Origin of the sequence: Pseudomonas putida (assembly GCF_002025705.1) — a bacterium.
Lineage (GTDB): Bacteria > Pseudomonadota > Gammaproteobacteria > Pseudomonadales > Pseudomonadaceae > Aquipseudomonas > Aquipseudomonas putida_J.
In genome coordinates this window covers 2,442,861-2,468,352 of the sequence record NZ_CP018846.1, presented here as the reverse complement: position 1 = coordinate 2,468,352, position 25,492 = coordinate 2,442,861, and the positions used below count along the sequence as shown (strand labels likewise).

General features: G+C 64.7%; 18 protein-coding genes. 9 read left to right on the top strand and 9 right to left on the bottom strand.

What is annotated here, in order from left to right; all coding sequences use genetic code 11:
* Window positions 1-16: 16 nt before the first annotated feature.
* The gene (locus BUQ73_RS11150; RefSeq protein WP_079227979.1) at window positions 17-1,204 is read left to right on the top strand and encodes a hypothetical protein; all 1,188 of its coding nucleotides are present in this window, start codon (window positions 17-19) and stop codon (window positions 1,202-1,204) included.
* A 172-nt stretch (window positions 1,205-1,376) separates the two neighbouring features.
* On the opposite strand, the gene yiaY is transcribed toward BUQ73_RS11150, so the two are convergent.
* The 3 genes from yiaY to BUQ73_RS11135 form a co-directional block, all read right to left on the bottom strand.
* Window positions 1,377-2,525: an L-threonine dehydrogenase gene (gene yiaY / locus BUQ73_RS11145; protein ID WP_079227978.1), complete on the bottom strand. Its 1,149-nt coding sequence runs from the start codon at window positions 2,523-2,525 to the stop codon at window positions 1,377-1,379.
* A 78-nt stretch (window positions 2,526-2,603) separates the two neighbouring features.
* On the bottom strand, window positions 2,604-4,166 hold the full coding sequence (ilvA, locus tag BUQ73_RS11140; RefSeq protein WP_079227977.1) for a threonine ammonia-lyase, biosynthetic: 1,563 nt from the start codon (window positions 4,164-4,166) through the stop codon (window positions 2,604-2,606).
* 184 nt (window positions 4,167-4,350) lie between these two features.
* The gene (locus tag BUQ73_RS11135; RefSeq protein ID WP_079227976.1) at window positions 4,351-4,782 is read right to left on the bottom strand and encodes a PACE efflux transporter; all 432 of its coding nucleotides are present in this window, start codon (window positions 4,780-4,782) and stop codon (window positions 4,351-4,353) included.
* 262 nt (window positions 4,783-5,044) lie between these two features.
* Here BUQ73_RS11135 and wecB point away from each other — a divergent pair, with 262 nt between their 5' ends.
* The 5 genes from wecB to BUQ73_RS11110 all read left to right on the top strand — a co-directional run bounded on the left by wecB (window position 5,045) and on the right by BUQ73_RS11110 (window position 13,421).
* Complete coding sequence (gene wecB / locus BUQ73_RS11130; protein ID WP_079227975.1) at window positions 5,045-6,199, top strand: non-hydrolyzing UDP-N-acetylglucosamine 2-epimerase; 1,155 nt, start codon at window positions 5,045-5,047, stop codon at window positions 6,197-6,199.
* Complete coding sequence (gene nrfB / locus BUQ73_RS11125; protein ID WP_079227974.1) at window positions 6,196-8,370, top strand: cyclic di-3',5'-guanylate-activated glycosyltransferase NrfB; 2,175 nt, start codon at window positions 6,196-6,198, stop codon at window positions 8,368-8,370. The genes wecB and nrfB overlap by 4 nt, the downstream gene beginning before the upstream one ends.
* Window positions 8,367-11,369 (top strand): phage receptor, encoded by a 3,003-nt coding sequence (locus BUQ73_RS11120; protein ID WP_079227973.1) that lies wholly within the window; start codon window positions 8,367-8,369, stop codon window positions 11,367-11,369. Before nrfB ends, BUQ73_RS11120 begins: the two co-directional genes overlap by 4 nt.
* Window positions 11,369-12,208 (top strand): DUF4434 family protein, encoded by an 840-nt coding sequence (locus BUQ73_RS11115; protein WP_079227972.1) that lies wholly within the window; start codon window positions 11,369-11,371, stop codon window positions 12,206-12,208. Before BUQ73_RS11120 ends, BUQ73_RS11115 begins: the two co-directional genes overlap by 1 nt.
* Window positions 12,209-12,329: 121 nt before the next feature.
* Window positions 12,330-13,421: a GGDEF domain-containing protein gene (locus BUQ73_RS11110; protein WP_079227971.1), complete on the top strand. Its 1,092-nt coding sequence runs from the start codon at window positions 12,330-12,332 to the stop codon at window positions 13,419-13,421.
* Here BUQ73_RS11110 and BUQ73_RS11105 read toward each other — a convergent pair.
* On the bottom strand, window positions 13,396-14,694 hold the full coding sequence (locus BUQ73_RS11105) for an ATP-binding protein (protein ID WP_079227970.1): 1,299 nt from the start codon (window positions 14,692-14,694) through the stop codon (window positions 13,396-13,398). The genes BUQ73_RS11110 and BUQ73_RS11105 overlap by 26 nt on opposite strands.
* Before the next feature lie 6 nt (window positions 14,695-14,700).
* Window positions 14,701-15,402 (bottom strand): response regulator transcription factor, encoded by a 702-nt coding sequence (locus BUQ73_RS11100; RefSeq protein ID WP_027916681.1) that lies wholly within the window; start codon window positions 15,400-15,402, stop codon window positions 14,701-14,703.
* Window positions 15,403-15,610: 208 nt separating this feature from the next.
* Between BUQ73_RS11100 and BUQ73_RS11095 the strand changes: the two genes are divergently transcribed.
* The 3 genes from BUQ73_RS11095 to mobA all read left to right on the top strand — a co-directional run bounded on the left by BUQ73_RS11095 (window position 15,611) and on the right by mobA (window position 20,551).
* On the top strand, window positions 15,611-16,780 hold the full coding sequence (locus BUQ73_RS11095) for an efflux RND transporter periplasmic adaptor subunit (RefSeq protein WP_079227969.1): 1,170 nt from the start codon (window positions 15,611-15,613) through the stop codon (window positions 16,778-16,780).
* Between the two features lie 11 nt (window positions 16,781-16,791).
* Window positions 16,792-19,914 (top strand): efflux RND transporter permease subunit, encoded by a 3,123-nt coding sequence (locus tag BUQ73_RS11090; RefSeq protein WP_079227968.1) that lies wholly within the window; start codon window positions 16,792-16,794, stop codon window positions 19,912-19,914.
* A 61-nt stretch (window positions 19,915-19,975) separates the two neighbouring features.
* Window positions 19,976-20,551 carry a molybdenum cofactor guanylyltransferase MobA gene (mobA, locus tag BUQ73_RS11085; RefSeq protein ID WP_079227967.1) on the top strand — a complete coding sequence of 192 codons (576 nt, stop codon included), beginning with the start codon at window positions 19,976-19,978 and terminating at the stop codon, window positions 20,549-20,551.
* Window positions 20,552-20,754: 203 nt separating this feature from the next.
* On the opposite strand, the gene BUQ73_RS11080 is transcribed toward mobA, so the two are convergent.
* The 4 genes from BUQ73_RS11080 to peaB all read right to left on the bottom strand — a co-directional run bounded on the left by BUQ73_RS11080 (window position 20,755) and on the right by peaB (window position 25,457).
* The gene (locus BUQ73_RS11080; protein WP_079227966.1) at window positions 20,755-22,428 is read right to left on the bottom strand and encodes a fatty acid CoA ligase family protein; all 1,674 of its coding nucleotides are present in this window, start codon (window positions 22,426-22,428) and stop codon (window positions 20,755-20,757) included.
* Between the two features lie 119 nt (window positions 22,429-22,547).
* Window positions 22,548-23,669, bottom strand: coding sequence for a quinohemoprotein amine dehydrogenase subunit beta (peaD, locus tag BUQ73_RS11075; protein ID WP_079227965.1), 1,122 nt, complete (start codon window positions 23,667-23,669; stop codon window positions 22,548-22,550).
* Window positions 23,670-23,701: 32 nt separating this feature from the next.
* The gene (gene qhpC / locus BUQ73_RS11070; RefSeq protein WP_027916687.1) at window positions 23,702-24,025 is read right to left on the bottom strand and encodes a quinohemoprotein amine dehydrogenase subunit gamma; all 324 of its coding nucleotides are present in this window, start codon (window positions 24,023-24,025) and stop codon (window positions 23,702-23,704) included.
* Window position 24,026: 1 nt separating this feature from the next.
* Window positions 24,027-25,457: a quinohemoprotein amine dehydrogenase maturation protein gene (peaB, locus tag BUQ73_RS11065; protein ID WP_079227964.1), complete on the bottom strand. Its 1,431-nt coding sequence runs from the start codon at window positions 25,455-25,457 to the stop codon at window positions 24,027-24,029.
* Window positions 25,458-25,492: the final 35 nt, after the last annotated feature.

Below are 25,492 nucleotides of genomic sequence, written 5' to 3'. Positions count from 1 at the left end.
AGCTTGGAGCTGCTTCATGCGAATCATCGACAAAACCGCCGCGCAGGTGCGCAGCCTGACCCCGGCCGAAGAGGAACTGCTGGTCGGTTTCGCCACCGGCAGCCTCGCCGGGCCACGCCTGCTGCAGGCCAACCAGCTGCTGATGAAGGTGCGCAGCGCCAACCAGTGGCTGGCCTGCGATTGCCGCAAGGATGCCTTGCCGGTGCTCAATGTCACCCTTAATGGCAGCACCGGCACGCTGTTTTTGAAGAACAACCCGGGCACTGCCGAGCATGCACCCGGATGCCCGTTCACCAAGGACGAACGAGAAGCCAGCGAGCGCGAGGATGAACCCGTCACACCAGCCGCCTGGCTTGCACCTGACACCCCACTGCGCCTGATCGGTGATTTCCGCCCTGCCAGCGACGCCAGCACAGGCGTGGCGGACGGCAACGACCGGCGCGAACAGCAGCGCCTGTTGTCGCTGCTGCTGACCTGGGTCGAGATCAGCGGCCTGAATCTCTACGCCACGCACCTGAAGAAAGACCTCACGGGCCAGTTCGCCGAGCTGCGCAGTGTCGCTAGCCGTTACCCGCTGCTAGAACGGGTGCCGGCCGGCAACTACCTGGAAACCCGACTGGACATGAAGCACATGATGATGCTCAAGTCCCGCCTGCGCGAAGCCACGGTGTTCGGCAACCACCGCCGCCATGGTCTGCTGCTGGACTGTGTCGACCAGATCAAGGGGCGCAAGCTGTTCAACAACCGCAGTGAGGACGGCTTCGATTTCCAGGGGCACCATCTGTATTGGGGCGGCAGCCGGGCGTCGGGCCCCCTGTTGGCGCTGGCCCTGTACTCGCCCACCACGGCGGGCAGCCACTTCTATGAAGTGATCCACGTGGCCAGCGTGCCGGTGCTGTCGCGCGCGCACCTGTTTCCGGTGTACCGCGACGAGGAGCGTGAGCCACTCAAGGCGCTGGTGTCACTGATCGACTGGATGGCCAGCAAAGGTGTGAAAGTGCAGATGCGCCGACCGGTAATCGGTGGCCAGGTGATGGATGAGCTGGTACTGACCTCGGATCAGGACCGGGTGCTGTCGGTGTCGTTGCTGGAGAAACCGATCGGGCCGGAGCCCGATGCCGAGAACTTCAAGCGCTATGCCGACTTCAAGAGCCTGGAAACCTTCCGCAAGTATGTGGCCGGGTTCTTCATGCGCGAGCGCTGAACATCTTTGCTGAACATTGAGCGTTTCCTGTGGGAGCGGCCTTGTGTCGCGAATGGGCTGCGCAGCAGCCCCGGCAATCTGTGATCGGAGCCAAGATCCTGGGGCCGCAGTGCGGCCCTTTCGCGACACAAGGCCGCTCCCACAACGACCGCCTCAGCCAGTGATAGCTCCTTCAGAACGCAGCCCGGAAGATCCCCTCGATCTCATCCTGGCTGGCCGGCCGCGGGTTGGTCAGCCCACAGGCATCTTTCAAGGCGTTCTCCGCCAGGATGCCGACATCCTCGAGCTTGGCCCCCAGCTCCGCCAACCCTGCAGGAATGCCAACCGCTGCCGCCAGGTGCTCGATGGCCGATATCGCCGCCCCCGCGCCCTGCTCCGCATCCAGCCCGCAGACCTTGATGCCCATGGCCTTGGCCACATCGCGCAGGCGCGCGGCACTGACTTTGGCATTGAAACGCTGCACATGGGGCAACAGCACGGCATTGCACACACCATGGGGCAAGTCGTAGTAACCACCCAACTGGTGGGCCATGGCATGCACGTAGCCCAACGAGGCATTATTGAACGCCATACCGGCCAGGAACTGCGCGTAGGCCATGTTCTCCCGCGCCTGCAGGTCGTTGCCATCGTTCACGGCCTGGCGCAGGTTCTCGCTGATCAGGCTGATGGCCTTGAGTGCGCAGGCATCGGTGATCGGCGTGGCCTCCGTCGACACATAGGCCTCGATGGCGTGGGTCAATGCGTCCATGCCGGTGGCCGCCGTCAGCCCCTTGGGCATGGCGACCATGAGTGCCGGGTCGTTGACCGAGAGAATCGGCGTGACGTTGCGGTCGACGATGGCCATTTTCACATGGCGGCTTTCGTCGGTGATGATGCAGAAGCGGGTCATTTCACTGGCCGTGCCCGCCGTGGTGTTGATGGCGATCAGCGGCAGCTGCGGTTTGCGCGAGCGGTCGACACCCTCGTAGTCGCTGATATGCCCGCCATTGGTGGCACACAGGGCAATGCCCTTGGCGCAGTCATGGGGCGAGCCACCGCCCAGCGATACCACGCAGTCGCAGCGCTCGCGCTGCAACAGGGCAAGGCCCGCCTCGACGTTGGCGATGCTGGGGTTGGGTTTGGCGCCGTCGAATACCACCGAGTCGATATCCTGCAAGGCCAGCATGCGCCCGATACGGGCGGCGACACCGGCCTTGGCCAGGCCCTGGTCAGTAACGATCAGCGCCTTGCGCAAGCCATAGCCGGCAATCGCGGCCATGGCCTCGTCAAGGCAATCGATGCCCATGATGTTGACGGGCGGAATGAAGAAGGTGCTGCTCATGACCGGATCCTCCTGGCAGGTCTGTCTGCCCATGAGCATCCGCCCGTTCAATGAACGCGATGTTGATCCAGGGCAACGTTAGCCAAGGAACAGCTGGTAAGCCGGATTAGCGGTTTCGTCCCAGTAGCGGTAGCCCATTTCGTCCAGCGCCTGGGGCAGGCTGGCCTGCTCGTCGGCCGGCACTTCCAGCGCCGCCAACACCCGCGCCTCCGCCGCGCCATGGTTGCGGTAATGGAACAGGCTGATGTTCCAGCGCTTGCCCAGCCGCTCAAGGAACCCCAGCAGCGCCCCTGGCCGCTCGGGGAATTCGAAGCGCAGCACCCGCTCATCGGCGCCCGGCGCTGCATGCCCACCCACGGTATGGCGCACATGCAGCTTGGCCAGTTCGTTGTCGGTCAGGTCGAGCACGCTGTAGCCCTGCCCGCGCAGGCTGGCCAGCAGTTGCTCGCGTGGGTCGTGCAGTGGGTGGGTCTGCACGCCAACGAACAGGCGCGCCTCTTTGCCCGGGTAATAGCGGTAGTTGAACTCGGTGATCTGCCGCTTGCCCAGCGCCTGGCAGAAGGCCCGAAAGCTGCCGGGCTGTTCGGGGATGGTCACGGCGATGATCGCTTCGCGCTGCTCGCCCAGCTCGGCCCGCTCGGCCACGTGGCGCAGGCGGTCGAAGTTGACGTTGGCGCCGGAATCGATGGCCACCAGGGTCTGCCCCTGCACGCCCTCGCGGGCCACGTACTTCTTGATCCCGGCCACGGCCAGGGCACCTGAGGGTTCGGTGATCGAGCGGGTGTCGTCATAGATGTCCTTGATTGCCGCGCACAGTTCATCGCTGCTGACAGTCACCACTTCATCGACAAAATGCCGGCACAGCTCGAAGCAATGGGCACCGATCTGCGCCACCGCCACACCATCGGCGAAGGTGCCGACCTGTGGCAGGATCACCCGCTCGCCCGCCGCCATGGCAGCCTGCAGGCAGTTGGAGTCCTCCGGTTCGACACCGATCACTTTGACCTCGGGGCGCAGGTATTTCACGTAGGCGGCAATGCCCGCGACCAGCCCACCGCCGCCGACCGGCACGAAGATGGCGTGCAGCGCACCCGGCTGCTGGCGCAGGATCTCCATGCCCACGGTACCCTGGCCGGCAATCACGTCCGGGTCGTCGAACGGCGGCACGAAGGTCGCCCCTTCGCTGTCGGCCAACTTCAATGCGTGGGCCAGGGCATGTGGAAAGCTCTCGCCGTGCAGCACCACATGGCCACCCCGCGAGCGCACCCCTTCGACCTTGAGCGACGGCGTGGTGGTGGGCATGACGATGGTCGCCTTCATGCCCAGGTGCGCAGCCGCCATGGCCACGCCCTGGGCATGGTTGCCGGCAGAGGCGGTGATCACGCCGCGTTCGCGCTGGGCGCGGCTCAGGCGCGACAGCCGGGTATAGGCGCCGCGGATCTTGAACGAGAAGGTCGGTTGCAGGTCTTCACGCTTGAGCAGCACCTGGTTGCCGAGGCTGGCAGACAATGCGGGGGCAGCTTGCAGGGGCGTCTCGATGGCCAGGTCGTACACCGGCGCGGACAGGATGCGGCGCACCTGTTCCGACAGCAGCTGCTGCGGGGTGGACGGGGTACGAGGGCTGACGTTGAGGCTGGTCATCGATTGCAACTCCTTGGCTTTGTTCACGTTGCCCAGGAGTCAGAGAGAAAAAACCCGCCTCCAGGGCGGGTTCGGTGCACGTACGCGCTAGCCCGCCAAACTGATAATGGCGGTAATAATAATGGCGTTGACGTGCTGGAAGGTTTTCATGGGTAGGGAAGTTATCCCGCCTGGCTTAGCCAAGTCAACACTTGGCTTGCTGCGCCGACAGCGGCACGTCGAAGACCTTGTCGAAGCCCCACTGGAACACAAAGGCATAGACGAAGAAGAACACGAACAGCGCCAGGTTGGTGAGCAACGCCGCCCACAGGCCGACATCCAGCCAGTACGCCACCAGCGGCAACAGGATAAGCACCAGCCCGCCCTCGAAGCCCAAGGCATGCAGCAGGCGCCGCAGGAAGGTGCGTTCGCGTTGCTGCTGGCGTGCTTCCCAACGTTCGAAGGCCCAGTTGTAGGCCATGTTCCAGCTCATGGCGATGCCCGACATCAGGATCGACAGCACGGTCGACTGCGCCATGCCGGCGCCAAACGCCAGTTCCAGCGCCGGCGCCACGCAGGCCACGGCGATGGCTTCGTAGAGAATGGCCTGGACGATCTTGCGTGCCTTGCCTTGCATGTTGAGCTCCCTGGGAAAACGACCTTCAAAATTACAGGACGCAGCCTACAGGAAAAAGTCTGAAATACATATTTGACTGACCGTTCAATCAAGAAACATTAGGATAAACGTTTCCGCAACACCCATCCCCTGGCCCCCCCCTCCGACCGCACTCCCCCGTTGCGCATTGGACAACCCCGCATCCGGCTGCTTGTATCTAATCACTTGCAAGCGGCGACATGTCGACCCACTTCGTCCAGGGAATCGAACGAGGAACAAGACTATGGCGAACTCCGTCATGATGGTTTTCGGTACCCGCCCCGAAGCGATCAAGATGGCCCCGCTGGCCCGCGTCCTGCGCGAATGGCCCGAGGTCGATCTGCACATCTGCTCCACCGGGCAGCACCGCGAAATGCTCGAACAGGTACTCACCGATTTTGGCCTGAGCGTCGACCAGGACCTCAAGGTCATGACCCAGAACCAGACCCTCAACGGCCTGGCCCGCGACCTGCTGGGCAAGCTCGACCAGGCCTACGAACAGGTCAAGCCCGATATCGTGCTGGTCCACGGCGACACCACCACCAGTTTCATTGCTGGCCTTGCCGCATTTCACCGGCATATCCCCATCGCCCATGTCGAGGCCGGGCTGCGTACCGGCAACCTGCAGCAACCCTGGCCGGAGGAAGCCAACCGGCGCCTGACCGGGGTGATTGCCGACCTGCATTTTGCACCCACCACCAAGGCCCGCGACAACCTGCTGCGCGAAGGCGTGCCCGTGGAGCAGATCGAGGTCACCGGCAACACTGTCATCGATGCGCTGCTATGGATGCGCGAGTACCTCACGCAGAGCGCATGGCAGCCCGCCGCCGATTCACCACTGCACAAGCTGCATGCCGACCAGCGCATGGTGCTGATCACCGGCCATCGTCGGGAGAACTTCGGCGCAGGCTTCGAGCGTATCTGCCTGGCCCTGGCCGAGCTGGCCCTGCGTTACCCCGACGTGCAATTTGTCTACCCGGTGCACCTCAACCCGCAGGTGCAGAAAGCGGTATACGGCCTGCTGTCCGGGCACGACAACATTCACCTGGTGGCGCCCCAGGACTACCAGCATTTCGTCTGGCTGATGAACCGCGCCCACATCATCCTCACCGACTCTGGCGGCGTCCAGGAAGAAGCCCCGGCGCTGGGCAAACCGGTGCTGGTGCTGCGCAAAGTCACCGAACGCCCTTCGGTGCTGGAGGGCGGCACGGTGAAACTGGTTGGCACGCTCACCGAACGTATCGTCAAGGAAACCAGCCAGCTGCTTGACGACCCCGAGGCGTATCAGCGCATGGCAAGGGTCTTCACCCCCTTCGGTGACGGGCATGCCAGCGAAATCATCGCCACACGCCTGAGCCGATGGCTCGAGGAAACCGCCGCCGAGCGAGGCGACGCATGAGCCTGGCGTTTATCGACTTCCTCACCTATGTGCTGTTCGGCCTGAAGATCCTCGCGATCATCCTCGCCTCGCTGATGTTCCTGCTCGGCCTTGACGATCTGTTCATCGACCTGTGCTACTGGGGCCGCAAGCTGATCCGCCGTTTTCGCATCTACGACAAACACGAAAAGGCCGACGAGAAACGCCTGTTCGAAGTACCGGAAAAACCCTTGGCAATCATGGTCCCGGCCTGGAACGAGGTAGGCGTAGTCGGCGAAATGGCGCGCCTGGCGGCCTCGACCATCGATTACGAAAACTACCAGATCTTTGTCGGCACCTACCCCAACGACCCGCAGACCCAGGCCGACGTCGACGCCGTGTGCCTGCACTACCCCAATGTGCACAAAGTGGTCTGCGCGCGCCCCGGCCCCACCAGCAAGGCCGACTGCCTGAACAACATCATCGACGCCATCCTGCGCTTCCAGGACGATGCCCGTATCCAGTTCGCCGGTTTCATCCTGCATGACGCCGAAGACGTGATCTCGCCCATGGAACTGCGCCTGTTCAACTACTTGCTGCCGAGCAAGGACATGATCCAGATCCCGGTGTACCCCTACGCGCCGGAATGGAAAGGCTTTACCGCCGGGCACTACGTCGACGAGTTCGCCGAGAATCACGGCAAGGACGTGATCGTGCGCGAGGCCCTGACCGGCCAGGTGCCCAGTGCCGGTGTCGGCACCTGCTTCAGCCGGCGCGCCATCAGCGCCCTGCTGGAGGACGGCGATGGCATTGCCTTCGACGTGCAGAGCCTGACCGAAGACTACGACATCGGCTTTCGCCTGAAGCAGAAGGGCATGAAGTGCATCTTTGCCCGCTACTCCATCAGCGATCCGGCGCTGGCCCTCAAGCATGAGTGGCGCCCGGGCATGAGCCGCGAGTTCGCCCAGGTGATCTGCGTGCGCGAGCACTTCCCGCGCGACTGGCAGCACGCCATCCGGCAGAAATCGCGGTGGATCGTCGGCATCGTTTTCCAGGGCACCAGCAACCTTGGCTGGAGCCGCACCGGCGCGCTCAACTACTTCCTCTGGCGCGACCGCCGGGGGCTGTTCGCCTACCTGCTGAGCTTCCTGGTCAACCTGTTGCTACTGGTGTTGCTGGCCATGTGGCTGGTGACCGTGATCGCCCCGAATTCCTGGCGTTTCATGTCGATCCTCAGCGACAGCCAACTGCTCACCACCCTGCTCTGGCTCAATGGCCTGATGCTGGTCAACCGCCTGTTCCAGCGCGGCTGGTTCGTCACCCGTTATTACGGCATCTTCGAGGGCCTGCTGTCGGCGCCACGGATGATGTGGAGCAACTTCGTCAACTTCTTTGCCAACCTGCGCGCCCTTCGCCAGGTCATGGAAATGGGCGACTCGCGGCGGGTGGCGTGGGACAAGACCACCCACGAATTCCCTGCCCTCGCCTCGCCAGCGCGGACGCCACTGGGCCATCGCCTGGTGGAAAAGGGCTACATCACCGAACAACAGCTGGAGCAGGCGATCACCAGCCCGGTGCGCCGGCGCCTGGGGCGTGAACTGCTGCTGCGGGGCTGGCTGAACAGCGAGCAGCTGGTAGAAACGCTGGCCGAACAGCTCGACCTGCCCTGGGCACCGCTCAACCCGTTCAAGCTTGACCCACAGCTGATCGCCCAGCTGCCTCGCCGGCTGGCCACGCACTATGGCGTGCTGCCGGTCGCCGAAGACGGCAATACCCTGGTGCTGGCCAGCGAAAGCCCGGTCAGCCAGGTATCGCTGGGGGTGATCAGCCGCCAGCTGAAACGCCCGGTCAGCTGCCGCCTGGCGCCCCAGGGCCGGGTCACGCTGGGCTTGCGTTATCACTACCCGAGCCCCTGGCAGAAGCCCGAAACCCACCACATGCTGACCGTGCTGGAGCGGCACCAGGACGATGCCGACCTGCTCGAACGGGTCAGCCAGCACCAGGTCATGCTCGGCGCGCTGCTGCAGGTGCGCGGCATGGTCCCGGTCACCCTGTTCAACCAGGCGCTGATCGATTTCGACCCCGAGCAGCAGAGCCTCGGCGAACACCTGATTGCCCGCGGCATCATTACCGAAGAGGTGCTGCAACAGGCCCTCGCCGAACAGGCCAGCGAACAGCAGGCAGCCTTTGACCTGACCCGGGAGGTGGCATGAAGCCGCGTCTGTCCCTGACCCTTTCCGGCCTGTTGCTGTGCTCCACAGCGCTGGCCACCCAGGCAGCGCCGATGACCGAGTTCCAGCGTTTTACCAGCTACCCGTTCATGGAGCGCAGCTACCGCGAAGCGAAGAAAGATAACTGGGCCGAAGTCGAACGCCTGACCCGCCATGTCCTCAAGCGCGTGCCGAACAACGATGAAGCCCGTGCGTTGCTGGTCGAGGCCCTGGCCCACCAGCGCCGCTACAAGGAAGCCGAAGCCATGGCCGAACAGCTCGGCGACGGCCCTGAATACGCCAACGCCCTGCTGGAGCTGCGCCTGACCTGGATCGAGCAGGACCCGCCAGCGGCCAGCCAGGTGGAAAATTGGCTGGCCAGCGCCGACGGCACTCAGCGCGTACGCCTGTGGCAAGCCTACAGCCTGAGCCTGGCCAAGTTCGGCGGTGCCGGCAAAGCCCTGGACTGGCTCAACCAGCTGCCACCACGCGACGATGGCCAGGTGCTGCGCCTGGCCCGCGCCAACTTTGCCGAGCAATTGCGCAACTGGAAGGAAACCATCGAGCAACTCCAGCCACTGGCCGACAAGGGCCAATTGCCGCCTGAAGACTGGCAGCGGCTGGCCAATGCCTATGTCCAGCAGGTGGACGAAAAGGGCCTGACAAAGTTGCTGCAAAGCGCACCTTCAACCGAAGCCGCCAACCAGACTCGCCTGGCCATGGCCAACCGTGCCATCGCCGTCGGCCACAACCAGCTGGCGCAGCGCTGGCTGCAGCAACTGCCGACCGAACAACTGCAGCAACCCGAGCAACGCCAGCAACTGTGGGAGCTGGCCCGTGAGGGGGACGATGCACAGCTGGTGCGCCAGCTGAGTAACGAACTGCAGCGCCCCTGCCTGGAGACGGTCGACTGGCTGTCGCGCCACGACCCGGAGGTCGCCCGTGAGCAGTTCAAGGGTTGCCCCGCCAACGCCGATCCGCGTGCTTATGCGGTGCTCAAGCAACGCCTGTATGGCGACCCGGTGCAGCCGCCACAACCGCGCACGGCCACCGAATGGGAAAAACGCTACCGCCAGAGCGGTGACCTGGCGGCGCTGGAGCAAGCGACATTCCTCTTGCTGCAACAAGGCCAGAATGAACATGCCCGCACATTGCTGGAACAGGCCTATGACCGCCGCCAAGGGCGCCTGACCCCTTCGCTGCTGCAACGCCTGGCCAACCTCTACGCGCGCAATGATGGCCCGCTGAACAGCCGGCGCATGCTCGAGCTGATCCCCAGGGTCGACGCCAATGCCCGCGCCCAGCTGCTCGGCCGTTTGGCTGAGAACGGCCAGTGCGATGCCGTGCGCCAGGCGATACCGGCAACCCCGAGCGAAGCTGGCCAGTACCGCGCCCTGGGCCGCTGCGCCATGCCCAACCAACCCGGCGAGGCGGTGGTCTACTACCAGGCTGCCGAGCGCCTGGGCGACGGCGGCAACCGCCTGCCCCTGGCCTATGCCCTGGAAGCCGTTGGCGATTCCGAAGCGGCCCTGCCGATCTGGCGCAGCCTGCCGGCCAGTGCCTGGAACGACAACGCCCGCCTGACGGCCGCACGTGGCGCACTGAACGCCGGCGACGCCAACGCCGCCCGCCGCTACTGGGACGCCTCCGCGCACCACAGTGCCGATGACTGGGCACTGGGCGCCGCCATTGCGCAACGTCAGGGCGACCTGCAAGCAGCCCTGGGCTTCCAGCGCCAGGCCTTGGCGCACAACCCGCGTGCCGACCACTACTACGCGGCCGCCAGCACCGCCCAGTCAGCCGGCGACAGCGCGCAGAGCACCGCCTGGCTGGCCGAGGCCGTGCGCCTGGCGCCCGATCAGCCACGCTATCGTGCCGACTACGGCATGCGCCTGGCAGGCTCGCAGGACCTGGCCCAGCGCCGCCAGTCGATCCCCTATCTGGAACGCGCTACCCGTGACTTCCCCGAAGACTATCGCCTGGGCGAAACCCTCGCCCTGCGCTACGACGAAGCCGAGAACAGCGCCGCCGCACGGCGCGAGCTGCGCAGGGTAATCGACGTGGAAGAAAATCTGGTCGATGCCGACGACGAATACGGCAGCCTCGAAGCCCGCAAGTACCGCCAGCGCCGCGCCCACGAAAGCCTGTCACGGCGCGACACCATCACCTTGGCCAGCACCTGGTCACCCGCCGGCACCTCGACCAACGACAAGTTCCTCGACAATGGCCAGCGCAGCGGCACTTCACGGCGCGCGCAATCGCAGAACGTGCAGCTGGCCATGTGGGACCACGCCCTGGGCGAGGAGCCCAGCCGCAACGGCAGCACCTTGTCGGTCTACGGCCGGGTGCTGTTCGGCGGCCAGAGCCGCACCGACTATGCGCAAAGCATGGGCACCGGCGTCGGCCTGCGCTACAAACCGCTGGGCCAGGCCAACCTCAACCTGTATGCCGAGCTGTATCACCAACGGCAGATCGACGACGACCACTACAGCGGCTTGAGCCTTGGCGAGCTGCTGAGCCCGGCCAAGGTCGGCGGCAACTGGGGTGACCTGCGCCACCATGCAGAATCGAGCAACGACCTGCTGCTGCGCGCCACTGCCTCGTTCCTCGACCAAGGCGACTGGCGCAACGACTGGCGGGTCGACGAGGACGACTGGAACGAACGCTTCCTCTACCTCGACGCCGCCTGGTGGACCCGCGCCGGTGACCACGCCTGGCTGTCGCGCTACCAGCAGGGCCATGCCTGGAAGCTGCCCGGCAATTCGCCACAGACGCTCATGCCCTACGGCTTCTTCGAGTTCTCCAGCCAGGACCCAAGCAACGACTGGCGCCAGGACGCCCGTGCCGGGGTCGGCGTGCGCTGGCAGTGGTGGTTCGACGACGACCGCTACAACGCCTACCGCGGCTCGCTGAAGGTACGCGCCGAGTACCAGCAGTCGCTGGGTGGCAACCTCTACAAAAGTGCCAATGGCGTGCTGGTTGGCGCGGAGATGACCTTCTGATGCGTACGCTCCTGGCAATCTGCATGCTCGCCCTGTGCCTGCCGGCCATGGCCGACCAGCGCCTGTTCTACCAGCCGCTCAACCGCGATGCTGCGGTGACCCCGGCGCAGTGGCAGCAGTTATGGCGCGCCACCAAGGCACAGGGGGGCAAGACCCTGATCGTGCAATGGAGTGCCTACGGCGACAGTGATTTCGGCGGTGCGCAGGGCTGGCTGGCCAACAGCCTGCGCGAGGCCCACGCCCAAGGCCTGGAGCTGGTGCTCGGGCTGTACCTGGACCCGGCCTACTACCAGCGCATCGAGGAACTCGACGGTGATGGCCTGGGCAACTACTGGAAGTCGCAGTTGGGCCGCTCGCTTAGCCAGTACCAACAACTTCGCCAGCACTGGGAGTTGCCCGTCAGCGGCTGGTACCTGCCAATGGAACTGGACGACCTGCACTTTCGCGATGCCGGGCGCCGCGAGGCGCTGTACAGCCAGTTGCAGGCCTTCAACCGGCGGCTGGACAAACCGCTGCACATCAGCGCGTTCAGTGCTGGCAAGCTGGCACCGCGGGTCAACGGCGCCTGGCTGGATCAACTGGCCGGGCTGGGCTTGACGGTGTGGTGGCAGGACGGTGCCGGCACCGGGCGGTTGCCGCCGCTGGTGCGTCAGAACTACGAGCAGGCGCTGCCATGCCGGGTGGGTGTGGTGCGTGAGGCGTTTCGCCAGGTGAGCAGCGCAGGCCAGGCGTTCAGGGCTGAGCCTGCCGAGCCGAAGCTCAATGGCGGATGCCATGCCGAGGCGGTGTTTGCCTTGCGTTACCGCCCCTGGGCCCGGGGTGTTCTGCCACAGAATTGAGTCAGCCTGTACTGGCCTCTTCGCGGGCAAGCCCGCTCCCACAGGGTCTTCTCAGTCCTGTGGGAGCGGGCTTGCCCGCGAAGAGGCCGGGCCTGGGTAAGCAGGAATAACAGGAGCCAGGATGTTCAAAACCATCGAAGATCACGTACGCAAGCAAGTCGCCCCCGCTGCCCTGCGCGCCGAGTTCCGCCAGCATGAATTCGACCAGTCCCGACGCTTCTGCCAGCTCATCTTCTGCCTCAGCATCACGGTCTGGCTGATCTTCGACCTCATCGTCAGCTACCTGGGCAACCAGGGCTTCACGTGGTTGTCCGGCCTGTTCCTTGGGCTGCTGTGCAGCCTCACGGTGGTACTGGGTTTCACCCGCAAGGCCCACCACTTCGACGTGCTCAACCTGCTGTTCATTGCCATCATCACCCTGGGCATGCGCCTGCTCATCGAAGGCATCCCGATCGCCCTGCGCCCAGTCTGGCTAGTGCTGGGTACCTCCACCGTGCTGTACAGCGTCTCGGTGTTGCCGGTACGACGCTGGTCGTTCTTCTGCGCCATGGCCATCACCTGGGCCATGCTCAACCCGTTCTACCGCACCAATATCGACCTGGACGACCTCGAAGCCGCGATGCTGTTGAGCTATGCCGTGTTCCTCAGCGGCCTGGTGACCTACAGCTACCTGCAGATGCGCCAGGCCAAGCTGCACAACTTCTACATGTCCAAGCTGCTGCTCGAACAGGCCTATGTCGACGTGCTGACCGAAATCCCCAATCGCCGCTCGTTCATGACCAAGGCCGAACGCCAGTTGCAACAGGCGCCAGTTGGGCAATACCTGGCGATGATCGACATCGACAACTTCAAGAAGGTCAACGACCGCTTCGGCCATGACATTGGCGATGAAGTGCTCAAGCGTGTGGCGCTGCACATCAAGGCATCGATGGGAGAGCATGAGTTCGCCAGGCTCGGCGGCGAGGAATTTGCGATCTTCTTCCAGGGCCTGGACCAGCAAGCGGCCGAGCGGCAAGTCGGCAGCTTGTGCAAGCGTGTACGGGAAGACCAGGGTGCGCACCCGGTGACTATCAGCATCGGCCTGGCCCAGGTGGACGCTGCAGACACCCTGACCATGGCGCTGGTCAAGGCCGACCAGGCACTGTATGCGGCCAAGCACCGTGGCAAGGACCGCTTCGTGCTGTGGACTAGCCAGCTGGCAGATGAATCCTGAACTGAGCCCCGCCCAAGGCGGATTGCGCCACCGTCAGCGTCCCACCCTGCCCTTCGATCGCCCGGCGGCTGATCGCCAGCCCCAGGCCAAACCCACCCGTGTTGCGGTCACGGCTGCGGTCCAGCCGGTAGAACGGCTGGAAGATCCGCTCGCGCTCCTCCACCGGAATGCCGATGCCGTCGTCCTCCACGGTCAACAGGCAGGCGCCGTCTGCCTCCAGGCGCAACCTGAGCAACAGGCTTTCATCGCAATAACGCATGGCATTGCGCACCAGGTTCTGCACTGCCCGGGCGGTCAGGCGTGGGTCCAGCACGAAGCGAGGCAGGTTGCCCTCGGCCTGCACCTCCCACTGGATACCTCGTGTATCCAGTTCTTCAGCAAACCCACCGAGCACACTGTCGACCAGCTCCAGCAACGACACCTCGACCCGTTCACGGGCCTGGTCTGCGTTGTACAAGCGGCTGTACGACAGTAACTCAAGCACCAGCTCGTCCAGCTCGCGCACATGCCCGACCAGCTCCAGCAGGCGCTTGCGGCTGGCCGCTGGCACCTCGTCAAACAGCAGCACCAGGCCGAAATCCAGCCGGGTCAGCGGCGTGCGCAGCTCGTGGGATACCGCGTTGAGCAGCTCGCGCTGCTGATTGACGTGGCGTTCGAGGTCGCTGGCCATGGTGTCGAACACACCTGCCAGCTCACCGATGTTCGAGTGCGCCGAGATGTGCGTGCGCTCGGCCATCTGCCCCTGGCCCAGGCGCCGGGCGGTTTCCTTCAGGCGCTCCAGGTCGCGCCAGTGCGGCCATACCCACAGCAACAGGCAGCCGAGCATGGCCGCACCGATCAGCACCGTCACGCCCCAGGACAGCACGTTGATATCCAGCGGGTCCGGCGGTGAATGCAGGCTCACCAGCCAGTCCTTGTCCAGAGGCGCCAGCACCGTTTCGTAATAGCCCCAGTCGCCGATGCGTACAGCGTACTGGCCATGCTCCAGGCGCGCCTGCTCCGACGGGCTCAGGCCGGCCTGGTCGTTACGCAGCAGGTTGACCTGCAACGGCGCGAACAGCTTGGCCAGGTCCTGCTCCACCGCCGGCCACTGTTCGCGCGGCGCCTGGCGGAACTGGCGGACGATCAGCGACTGCACGCCCTTGGCCTGATCCAGGTTGTAGGCCATGAACCGCTCGTGGAACAGGCCGACGATGGTGTCCGGGATCAACAGCAGCGCGCCGGCGTAGGCCACGATGATCACCAGATACAGGCGCACCAGGATTTTCAGCATGCTCGGTCAGCACTCCCACTCGACGCGGCTGAACAGGTAACCCTTGCCCCACACGGTCTTGATCTTGCGCGCCTCGCCGGCACTGTCATCGAACTTGCGGCGCAGCTTGGAAATGGCCACGTCCACCGAGCGGTCGGTGCCGTTGAACTCGATACCGCGCAGTTGCTGCAGGATGCGGTCGCGACTGAGCACCACACCGGCATTGCGCGCCAGCACCACCAGCAAGTTGTATTCGCCGCTGGACAGCTCCACTTCATCGCCGCGCCAGCTGACCAGGCGCTCGGCGAGGTCGATGCGCAAGCCGCCGATAAGGATCTGGTGGTTGTCCAGGCGCGGCTCGTTCACGCTGCTGCGGCGTAGCAAGGTGCGCACGCGGGCCAGCAGTACCCGTGGTTCGCAAGGTTTGGTCACGTAGTCGTCGGCGCCCATCTCAAGGCCCAGTACCTGGTCGTGGCTGTCGTCGCGGGCAGTCAGCATCAGGATCGGCAAGCTCTGCGACTCCTGGCGCAGCAGGCGGCACAGTTGCAAACCATCGATGCCGGGGAGCATCAGGTCGAGAATCACCAGGTCGGGGTTGTCTTGGCGAAAGGCATCCAGCACGTGGTCGCCCCGGGCAATCACCCGGACATGGAAATCGTTGCGTTGCAGGTAACTGGCGATCAGCTCGGACAGCGCGCTGTCGTCTTCGACCAGGAGAATGTTGGGCATAGGGGTTTGCTAGGAAAATTGAGGGAAGCTTCACCGGCCTCTTCGCGGGCAAGCCCGCGAAGAGGCCGGCACAGATACCTGCAGAATATAGAAACCTACAAACCGGTAGGACTGTTCTTAACACTTTTTCACACAGGTCCTACAGGTGTTAACAGCCACCCGAGGAACGGTTGCCTTAGGATACGCAGGTCATCATCGGAAGATCCGTATGCCTATTACCCTCCCCCCGCGCCTGCGCCCCCTGGCGCTCGTGGCGCTGCTTGCTCTGCCCCTGGCCGGTTGCGACGATGCGGCCGAGCAGGAAGAAAAACAGCCCGTTCCCCAGGTACGGGTCGAGACGCTGCAACTGCAGCCCCTGGCCATCAGTACCGAGCTGAGCGGGCGCATCCTCGCGCCGCGCACGGCAGAAGTGCGCGCACGCGTCGCTGGCGTGGTGCTCAAACGGGTGTACCGCGAAGGCAGCGACGTCAAACAGGGCGATGTGCTGTTCCTCATCGACCCGGCGCCGTTCAAGGCCGACCACGACAGTGCCCGCGCGACCTTGGCCAAGGCCGAGGCCACGCTGTACCAGGCGCGCCTGCAAGAGCAACGCTACCGCCAGCTGGTGGACGACAAGGCCGTCAGCCGCCAGGAATACGACAACGCTCGTGCCGCCTTCCTGCAGGCCGACGCGGCCGTTGCCGAAGCCAAGGCCGCGCTGGAGCGCGCCCGCCTGAACCTCGGTTACGCCACCGTCACCGCGCCGATATCCGGGCGCATCGGCCGCGCCCTGGTCACCGAAGGCGCACTGGTCGGGCAAAACGAAACCACGCCGCTGGCGACCATCCAGCAGCTCGACCCGATTCACGCCGACGTGACCCAGTCGACCCGCGAGCTCAACGCCCTGCGCCGAGCGCTGCGCGCCGGTGAACTGCAGCAGGCCGCCGACGGCCAGGCCCGCGCCACCCTGATTCAGGACGATGGCAGCGCCTACCCGCTGCCGGGCAAGCTGCTGTTCTCCGACATCAGCGTCGACCCGAGCACCAACCAGATCACCTTGCGCAGCGAGTTCCCCAACCCGGACCTCGACCTGCTGCCGGGCAGCTACGTGCGCGTGCGCCTGGAGCAGGCCGTGCAACCCAAAGGCTTGAGCGTGCCGCAGCGGGCCATCCTGCGTGACAGCGCCGGGGTGCCAAAAGTGCTGGTGGTCGACACTCAGGAGCGCGTCAGCGAACGCCAGGTGGTACTGGGCAGCGTGCAGGGTGACCGCTGGCTGGTCAGCGAGGGGCTGGCGCCCGGCGAACGGGTGGTGGTCGAAGGCCTGCAGCACGTCAAGGCGGGCGACCAGGTACAGGTCGACCCTGCCGCCCAGCCCATCGTCCAGCACACCGGCCAGTGAGGGCCTGATCCATGCCGCAGTTCTTCATCGACCGCCCGATCTTCGCCTGGGTCGTCGCCCTGTTCATCCTGCTCGCCGGCGCCCTGGCCATCCCCCAGTTGCCGGTGGCGCAGTACCCCAACGTGGCGCCGCCGCAGGTGGAGATCTATGCCGTATACCCGGGCGCCTCGGCAGCGACCCTGGACGAAAGCGTGGTCAGCCTGATCGAGCAGGAGCTCAATGGCGCCGACAACCTGCTGTACTTCTCGTCGCAAAGCAGCCTGGGTAGCGCCACCATCACCGCCACCTTCGAGCCTGGCACCCACCCGGACCTGGCCCAGGTCGACGTGCAGAACCGCCTCAAGGTGGTCGAGTCGCGCCTGCCGCGCCAGGTGACCCAGCAAGGCCTGCAGGTAGAGAAGGTGTCCACCGGGTTCCTGCTGCTCGGCACCCTCACCTCCGAGGACGGCAGCCTCGATGAAACCGCGCTATCCGACATCCTCGCGCGCAATGTGATGAACGAAATCCGCCGCCTCAAGGGTGTCGGCAAGGCGCAGCTGTATGGTTCCGAACGCGCCATGCGCATCTGGATCGACCCGAGCAAGCTGATCGGTTTCAACCTCACGCCCAACGACGTGGCCGAGGCCATCGCCGCACAGAACGCCCAGGTGGCCCCCGGCAGCATCGGCGACCTGCCCGCCCGCAACACCCAGGAAATCACCGCCAACGTGGTGGTGAAGGGCCAGCTGAGCACGCCCGAAGAATTCGCCGCCATCGTCCTGCGCGCCAACCCGGACGGCTCCAGCGTCACCGTCGGCGATGTCGCCCGGGTCGAGGTCGGCGCCCAGGAGTACCAGTACGGCACGCGGCTGAACGGCAAGCCGGCCACCGCCTTCAGCGTGCAGCTGGCGCCAGGGGCCAACGCCATGGAAACCGCCACCCTGGTGCGGGCGAAGATGCAGGAGCTGTCGCGCTACTTCCCAGAAGGCGTCAAGTACGACATCCCCTACGACACCTCGCCATTCGTCAAGGTGTCGATCCAGCAAGTCATCAACACCCTGTTCGAGGCCATGTTGCTGGTGTTTGCGGTGATGTTCCTGTTCCTGCAGAACCTGCGCTACACGCTGATCCCGACCCTGGTGGTGCCGGTGGCGCTGATGGGCACCTTCGCGGTGATGCTGGCCATGGGCTTCTCGGTCAACGTACTGACTCTGTTCGGCATGGTCCTGGCCATCGGCATCCTGGTCGACGACGCCATCGTGGTGGTGGAGAACGTCGAGCGGATCATGGCCGAGGAAGGCCTGCCGCCCAAGGAGGCCACGCGCAAGGCCATGGGCCAGATCAGCGGCGCCATCGTCGGCATTACCCTGGTGCTGGTGGCCGTGTTCCTGCCCATGGCCTTCATGAAAGGCTCGGTGGGGGTGATCTACCAGCAGTTCTCGCTGTCGATGGCGGTGTCGATCCTGTTCTCGGCCTTCCTCGCCCTGAGCCTGACCCCGGCGCTGTGCGCCACCTTGCTCAAGCCATTGGCCAAGGGTGAGCACCATGAGCGCAAGGGCTTCTTCGGCTGGTTCAACCGCCGCTTCGAAAGCATGAGCAACGGCTACCAGCGCTGGGTGCTGCAGGCGCTCAAGCGCAGCGGCCGCTACTTGCTGGTGTATGGCGTGCTGCTGGCAGTGCTGGGGTATGGCTTCAGCCAGCTGCCCACGGCGTTCCTGCCCACCGAAGACCAGGGCTACACCATCACCGATATCCAGCTGCCGCCGGGCGCCAGCCGCATGCGCACCGAGCAGGTGGCGGCGCAGATCGAGGCGCACAACGCCGAGGAGCCGGGCGTGGGCAACACCACGCTGATCCTGGGTTTCAGCTTCTCGGGCAGCGGCCAGAACGCCGCGCTGGCTTTCACCACGCTCAAGGACTGGTCCGAGCGCGGCGCCGATGACAGCGCGCAATCGATCGCCGACCGGGCCACCATGGCCTTCACCCAGCTCAAGGACGCCGTGGCCTATTCGGTGTTGCCACCACCAATCGACGGCCTGGGTGAATCGACCGGCTTCGAGTTGCGCCTGCAGGACCGCGGCGGCATGGGCCATGAAGCGCTGATGGCCGCCCGCGACGAGCTGCTGGCCGGCGCGCAGAAGAGCAAGGTGCTGGCCAACGTGCGTGAGTCTTCGCTGGCGGAGAGCCCGCAGGTGCAACTGGAAATCGACCGCCGCCAGGCCAACGCCCTGGGCGTGTCGTTCGCCGACATCGGCTCGGTGCTGGATGTAGCCGTGGGCTCCAGCTACGTCAACGACTTCCCCAACCAGGGCCGCATGCAGCGGGTGGTGGTGCAGGCCGAAGGCGACCAGCGCAGCCAGGTCGAGGACCTGCTGAAAATCCACGTGCGCAACAACAGCGGCAAGATGGTGCCACTGGGTGCGTTCGTCCAGGCCAAGTGGGTCAGCGGCCCGGTGCAGCTGACCCGCTACAACGGCTACCCGGCGGTGTCGATTTCCGGCGAGCCGGCAGCCGGCCACAGCTCGGGCGAGGCCATGGCCGAGATCGAGCGCCTGGTCGCGCAACTGCCGGCCGGTGCTGGCCTGGAATGGACCGGCCTGTCGCTGCAGGAACGCCTGTCCGGCAGCCAGGCGCCGCTGCTGATGGCGCTGTCGTTGCTGGTGGTGTTCCTGTGCCTGGCGGCGCTGTACGAAAGCTGGTCGATCCCTACCGCGGTGCTGCTGGTGGTGCCGCTCGGCGTGCTCGGTGCGGTGCTGGCCGTGACCCTGCGCGGCATGCCCAACGATGTGTTCTTCAAGGTCGGCCTGATTACCCTGATCGGCCTGTCGGCGAAGAACGCCATCCTGATCATCGAGTTCGCCAAACACCTGGTCGACCAAGGCGTGGACGCCGCTGACGCAGCACTGCAGGCCGCACGCCTGCGTCTGCGGCCGATCGTCATGACCTCGCTGGCTTTCATCCTCGGCGTGGTGCCACTGGCCATCGCCACCGGTGCCAGCTCCGCGAGCCAGCAGGCGATCGGTACCGGGGTGATCGGCGGCATGCTCAGTGCCACGCTGGCGGTGGTGTTCGTGCCGGTATTCTTCGTGGTGGTGATGCGCCTGGCCGGGCGCGGCCGTACCAAGGCCGAACAGACGCAGGCCGGCGAAGCCTGACTGGACAAGCCGAGCGTTGAATGAGAGGGTTCCGGGCATTGACTGCCCGGAACCCTTTTTCATGCCAGAAACACTGCCCCCCTGCTCCGTTCTGATCCTCGCCGGTGGCCGCGGCCAGCGCATGGGCGGGCGTGACAAAGGCCTGATGGAATGGCGCGGCGAGCCCTTGGTTGCGCATATCCACCGTACCGTGCGGCCGCTCAGCGATGACCTGGTGATTTCCTGTAACCGCAACCAGCAGGCGTATGCCGCCTATGCCGACCAACTGGTAGGGGATGCCGAAGCGGACTATCCAGGGCCACTGGCCGGTGTGATTGCCGGGCTGCAAGTGGCCAGGCATGAATGGGTGGTGCTGCTGGCGTGCGATGCGCCATTGGTTGATCAAGGACTGATCGATGTACTCAGGCAACTGGCTATCGACGGGAACAGTGCCGCGATGGTGCGTCAGGGTGGGTATTGGCAGCCGATGTTCAGCGTACTGCCACGCCAGGTGCTGCCGGTGCTGGAGCAGGCCTGGGCGGCGGGTGAGCGGAGTTTGCAGAAGGCCTTGCTGCGGGAGGCTGTGCAGGGGTTTGAGTGTGCCGGGGATGATCGCAGGTTGAGCAATTTCAATAGCCCGGAGTTGCTGCTCGACTAAATACGTGACGCGGTCGATGTAGGAGCGGCCTTGCCGGGGCGCCGGACCGGTCGGAAAGGGCTGCAAAGCAGCCCCAGGATTTCAGCAGTAATGCATTAACTGCTGGGGCCGCTCTGCGGCCCCTTTCGCGACACAAGGCCGCTCCTACAAAGATCGCGCAGCGGCACCATGCAGTTAAAAGATCGCGCAGCGGCGCAATGCAGTTAGCCATTGGTCAGTTCCTCGATACTGATCTCGCGCATCCTGAACTTCTGCACCTTGCCGGTCACCGTCATCGGGAACTCGTCGACAAAGCGGAAATACCTGGGCACCTTGAAGTGCGCGATCCGCGCCTTCGCCCACTCGCGCAGTTCGTCCGCGCTCGCGGTATGCCCCGGGTGCAGGCGCACCCAGGCGACGATCTCCTCGCCATATTTGCTGCACGGCACGCCGATCACCTGCACATCGGCCACCGCCGGGTGAGTGAAGAAGAACTCCTCCAGCTCCCGTGGATAAATGTTCTCGCCGCCACGAATGATCATGTCCTTGCTGCGCCCAACGATGCGCACATAGCCCTGCTCGTCCATCACCGCCAGATCGCCGGTGTGCATCCAGCCGTCACTGTCGATGCTCTCGGCGGTCGCCTTGGGGTTGTTCCAGTAGCCGAGCATCACGCTGTAGCCGCGGGTGCACAGCTCGCCGATCTCGCCACGCGGCACCGTATTGCCGTCGGCATCGATCACCTTGTTTTCCAGCCGAGGCTGTGTGCGCCCGACACTGGTCACGCGGCGCTCCAGGTCGTCGTCGGGGCCGGTCTGCAGCGACACCGGGCTGGTTTCGGTCATGCCGTAGGCAATCTGCACCTCGGCCATGTGCATTTCGCCGATTACCCGGCGCATCACTTCGATGGGGCAAGTGGCGCCGGCCATGATCCCGGTGCGCAGGCTCGAAAGGTCGAAGTCGCCGCGCTGCGGGTGGTCCAGTTCGGCGATGAACATGGTCGGCACGCCATACAGGGCGGTGGCCTTTTCCTCGGCCACGGCGCGCAGGGTCGCCAGCGGGTCGAAGGCGTCATTCGGGTAGATCAGCGTGCTGCCGTGGGTCATGCAACCGAGGTTGGCCATGACCATGCCGAAGCAGTGGTACAGCGGCACCGGTACCACCAGGCGGTCATGCTCGGTCAGGCCCAGGCTTTCGCCGACCATGTAACCGTTATTGAGGATGTTGCTGTGGCTGAGCGTGGCGCCCTTGGGGAAGCCAGTGGTACCGGAGGTGTACTGGATGTTGATCGGGTCGTCGCAGCGCAATTGTGCCTGGCGCTCGGCCAGGGCTGCAGGGCTGACGGACTCGGCGCGGGATTGCAAGTCATGCCAGGCGAGGAAGCCGGGCGGTGGTGAAACCGCCAGGCTGACCACGCCGCGCAGCTCGGGGAAGCGCTCGCAGCTCAAGGCGCCGGGCTGACCGTTAGCCAGGCCCGGGACCAGGCCCAGCAGCATGGCGTGGTAATCGGAAGTCTTGAAGGCGTCGGCGCAGATCACCCAGCGGCAGCCGGACTGGCCGAGCGCATAGTCCAGCTCACTGGAACGGTAGGCCGGGTTGATGTTGACCAGGATCGCGCCGACCTTGGCGCTGGCAAACTGGGTGATGCACCACTCGGCACAGTTGGGCGCCCAGATGCCCAAGCGGTCGCCGGGTTGTACGCCCAGGGCCATGAGTGCGCGGGCGTGCTGGTCGACGGCGTCGGCCAGCTGCTGCCAGGTGTAGCGCAGGGCCTGGTGGCGGACCAGCAGCGCATCGCGCTCGGGGAAACGGGCGACGGTGGTGTCGAAGGCATCGCCGATGCATTGGCTGAGCAGGGCCTTGGTCTGGTTGCCCTGGGAGTAGCTTGGCTGGGGCATGGGCATTCTCTTGTTGTTCTTGTGTTGTCTGGCCTGGCCTCATCGCGGATGAATCCGCTCCTACAAGGGCACCGCTGGCCTGTAGGAGCGGATTTATCCGCGATGAAGCCAACACCGGTTCAGCGGATGAACACCTGCGGCGTGGTGGTGGACATGTCACCCCCGGGCAACTTGATGTTCTTCACCTTCTCCAGCGTCTCGGGGTCGAACACCGCCAGGTCGTTGAAGGTACCGCCCAGGTACAACTTGTCGCCCTTCTTGTCGAAGGTCACGCAGTAATAGGTGTGCTCCAGATTAGCCGCCTTGATCAGCTTGCGCTGCTTGATGTCGTACTTGGCCAGGCGGTTGAGCACGCCGTAGATCTGGTTCGGGTCTTTCGGCGAACGCAGGCCGGTGAAGTACAGCTCGGTCAGGTCGGCGAACTCCTGGGTGTGGGTTTTGCCGGTCTTGAGGTCGACACTCAGGTAGCCATACAGCAGCTCGGCCTCGTTCGGGTCCTGCTTGGCGTCCTTGAACCTGGCGATGGTGTAGAGCATCGAGAACTCGTGGCGCGGGCTCTGGTGCGGCCAGAAGTACAGCACATCCGGGGCGCTGTAGCCTTTGCGGTTCCAGTTGCGCAGCGGCAAGGCCACCGTGTACTTGCCGGTCTTGACGTCCATCTTGTAGATGTCCGGCCCGGCAACGAACAGGCTGCCATCGTCGGCGGCGCGCATCAGGTAGACCTGGCGCGGCATCGGGAAGGTGCGCACCGGCTTGGCCTCCAGGCCGTCGGCGGTGCTGTACACCTCCAGGCGCGGTGGTTTGACCACGTAGTGGTCGTTCAGGTGCTGGGTCGGGTTGACCGTGGCGTACACCTCTTTGCCATCCGGGCTCAGGGCGAACGAGTACATCGACTTGCCGACTTCGCCCGGCACGCTGGACAGGTTGGCGTGGAAGGTGGTCTTGCAGGTGTCCAGGTCGATGCCGTAGATGTCGGCATAGTGGTTGTTGAGCACGTAGGCGGTGCGGTTGTCCGGCGCCATCATCGCCGTGCCGGGGCCGAACTTGTCGGGCATCTGGCAGCTTTTGTACAGCGTGTCGCTGGCCACGTCGATGACGTGCAGGTTGTTCGGGTAATTGGTGGTGATCAGGTATTCCTGGCCAGCCTTGAGGGCCGGCCCGGCATCATCGGCCTGTACCGCCCAGGCGCAGGCCGTGGCGGCGATGGTCAGCGCGAGTTGCGCGCAGCGTCCAGCTTTCATGCGGTTTCCCCTTGTCATTCTTGTTGGGCCGGTCACTTGTCTTTCGGGAACACGGTGCCGAGGTTGCGCCAGTCTTCCTGGGAGTTGTTCGCCTGGGCGTTCCAGTCCTGGTAGGTGCTCATCATGTCCGGCACCTGGGCCGGCCACCAGCAAGGGTCGGAACAACCATAAAGGTCGGCTTCCATCGGCTGGCACAGCGAGCTGACGCCACCAAAGGCGTCCACTTCCCAACCCGGGTCGGTGGTGGCGGTGCAACCAGCCACCGCGCTCATGGCCATGACTTCTTCGACGCGGTCTTCGGCGGCGGCCTGCTCGAGGATGCGCGCCTTGTTGTTCAGGGGCTTCAAGTGCTTCATGTCAGTGCGCCTTCCGCGGGGTGATGTAGCGGTCGATGAAGGCCGGGTTGGCGGCCATGATGCGGCTGTAGACTTCGATGCCGAAATCGACCCAGTCGCGCATCAGCTCGCAGTAGTGGTAGGTCGGGTGCTGCGGGTCGCCGTAGCGGGCGTAGCTCTCGTGGTAGCAGCCGCCGGAGCACAGGTTGCGAATGCGGCAGCTTTCGCAGCCGGTGTTGCTGCGGTCCAGGCGCTGGGACAGGAAGTCGTTTAGCTGAGCCTGCTTCACCCCCTGGTGAACGTTGCCGAAGGTCGGCAGGCTGGAGCCGGTGAAGCGGTGGCACAGGTTCAGCTCGCCCTCGTGGTCCACGGCCAGCATCTTCAGCCCGGCACCGCACGGCAGGGCTTTCTTGTGGCCTTCGTGGATGTCGGTGATCAGCTGGTGCAGGTTGGAAAAGCCGATGTTGCGGTGCTCCAGCGCTGCCTCCAGGTACTTGCGGCCAAGCGCCTTCATGTTGGCGAACACCTGCACCAGCTCTTCGCCGGTAAGGTTGAAGTCGGCCATGTCGCCGGAGGTGACCGGGGCAAAGCCGACTTCGGCGAAGCCCATTTCGTTGAACAGGTGGTTCCAGATGGTTTCGACGTCGGTAATGCCACGGGTCAGCGTGACCCGTGCACCCACCGGGCGGCTGGTGTAGCGCGACAGCAGCAGGTCGGCCTTGCGCCGCACCACGTCATAGGTGCCCTGCCCGCCCACGGTGATGCGGTTGCGGTCGTGCACGGTCTTCGGGCCGTCGATGCTGATCGACAAGCCGAAGCGGTGGGCGTTGAGCCAGTCGATGATCTCTTCGGTGAGCAGGGTCGCGTTGGTGGTCATGATGAACTCCACCTGCTTGCCAGCTTCGGCGAAGCGCCGCTCGCAGTACGCGACCATGTGCTCGATCAGCGGCCGGTTGGACAGCGGCTCGCCACCGAAGAACACCACGCTGTAGCGCTCCTCGTTGGGCGACTCCTTGAGCAGCATCTCCACCGAGGCTTCGGCGGTGGCGGTGCTCATCTTCTTGCCGGCGGACGGTTTGTCCAGGTCTTCCTTGTAGCAGTAGGTGCAGCTGAGGTTGCAACCGGTGTTGACGTTGAGCACCACGGTGTTCAGCGCAGTGCGCTCGACCTGCTTGAGGGCGATTTCCGGGGTCAGCGGCGAGCCGTCGCTGACCAGTTCCAGCGCGATCAGCTCGCGCAGGGTGTCCTGGATATCATCGCCGGCAAACTGCTGGCCCAGGCGCTGCATCAGCTCTTCGGCCGAGCAGCCTTGCTGGCGCAAAGCATCGATGATGCTGCCGGTCACCGCATCGGTGGCAAACAGCGAACTGCTGGGAATATGGAACAGCATGCGGTCGGCATCGACCTGCACTTCGTGCAGGTTGCGCTCGACAAGGTTCAGTAGTACGCCCATGGCGACCTCCCGATAATCGATCCGTTGGAAAAACC

Coding starts and splice junctions, on each gene's coding strand:
- wecB (WP_079227975.1), top strand. CDS start 5,045: ATGGCGAACTCCGTCATGATGGTTTTCGGTACCCGCCCCGAAGCGATC.
- BUQ73_RS11135 (WP_079227976.1), bottom strand. CDS start 4,782: ATGCAAGGCAAGGCACGCAAGATCGTCCAGGCCATTCTCTACGAAGCC.
- BUQ73_RS11100 (WP_027916681.1), bottom strand. CDS start 15,402: ATGCCCAACATTCTCCTGGTCGAAGACGACAGCGCGCTGTCCGAGCTG.
- mobA (WP_079227967.1), top strand. CDS start 19,976: ATGCCAGAAACACTGCCCCCCTGCTCCGTTCTGATCCTCGCCGGTGGC.
- peaB (WP_079227964.1), bottom strand. CDS start 25,457: ATGGGCGTACTACTGAACCTTGTCGAGCGCAACCTGCACGAAGTGCAG.
- yiaY (WP_079227978.1), bottom strand. CDS start 2,525: ATGAGCAGCACCTTCTTCATTCCGCCCGTCAACATCATGGGCATCGAT.
- BUQ73_RS11110 (WP_079227971.1), top strand. CDS start 12,330: ATGTTCAAAACCATCGAAGATCACGTACGCAAGCAAGTCGCCCCCGCT.
- ilvA (WP_079227977.1), bottom strand. CDS start 4,166: ATGACCAGCCTCAACGTCAGCCCTCGTACCCCGTCCACCCCGCAGCAG.
- BUQ73_RS11115 (WP_079227972.1), top strand. CDS start 11,369: ATGCGTACGCTCCTGGCAATCTGCATGCTCGCCCTGTGCCTGCCGGCC.
- BUQ73_RS11105 (WP_079227970.1), bottom strand. CDS start 14,694: ATGCTGAAAATCCTGGTGCGCCTGTATCTGGTGATCATCGTGGCCTAC.
- qhpC (WP_027916687.1), bottom strand. CDS start 24,025: ATGAAGCACTTGAAGCCCCTGAACAACAAGGCGCGCATCCTCGAGCAG.
- BUQ73_RS11150 (WP_079227979.1), top strand. CDS start 17: ATGCGAATCATCGACAAAACCGCCGCGCAGGTGCGCAGCCTGACCCCG.
- BUQ73_RS11080 (WP_079227966.1), bottom strand. CDS start 22,428: ATGCCCCAGCCAAGCTACTCCCAGGGCAACCAGACCAAGGCCCTGCTC.
- peaD (WP_079227965.1), bottom strand. CDS start 23,669: ATGAAAGCTGGACGCTGCGCGCAACTCGCGCTGACCATCGCCGCCACG.
- BUQ73_RS11120 (WP_079227973.1), top strand. CDS start 8,367: ATGAAGCCGCGTCTGTCCCTGACCCTTTCCGGCCTGTTGCTGTGCTCC.
- BUQ73_RS11090 (WP_079227968.1), top strand. CDS start 16,792: ATGCCGCAGTTCTTCATCGACCGCCCGATCTTCGCCTGGGTCGTCGCC.
- BUQ73_RS11095 (WP_079227969.1), top strand. CDS start 15,611: ATGCCTATTACCCTCCCCCCGCGCCTGCGCCCCCTGGCGCTCGTGGCG.
- nrfB (WP_079227974.1), top strand. CDS start 6,196: ATGAGCCTGGCGTTTATCGACTTCCTCACCTATGTGCTGTTCGGCCTG.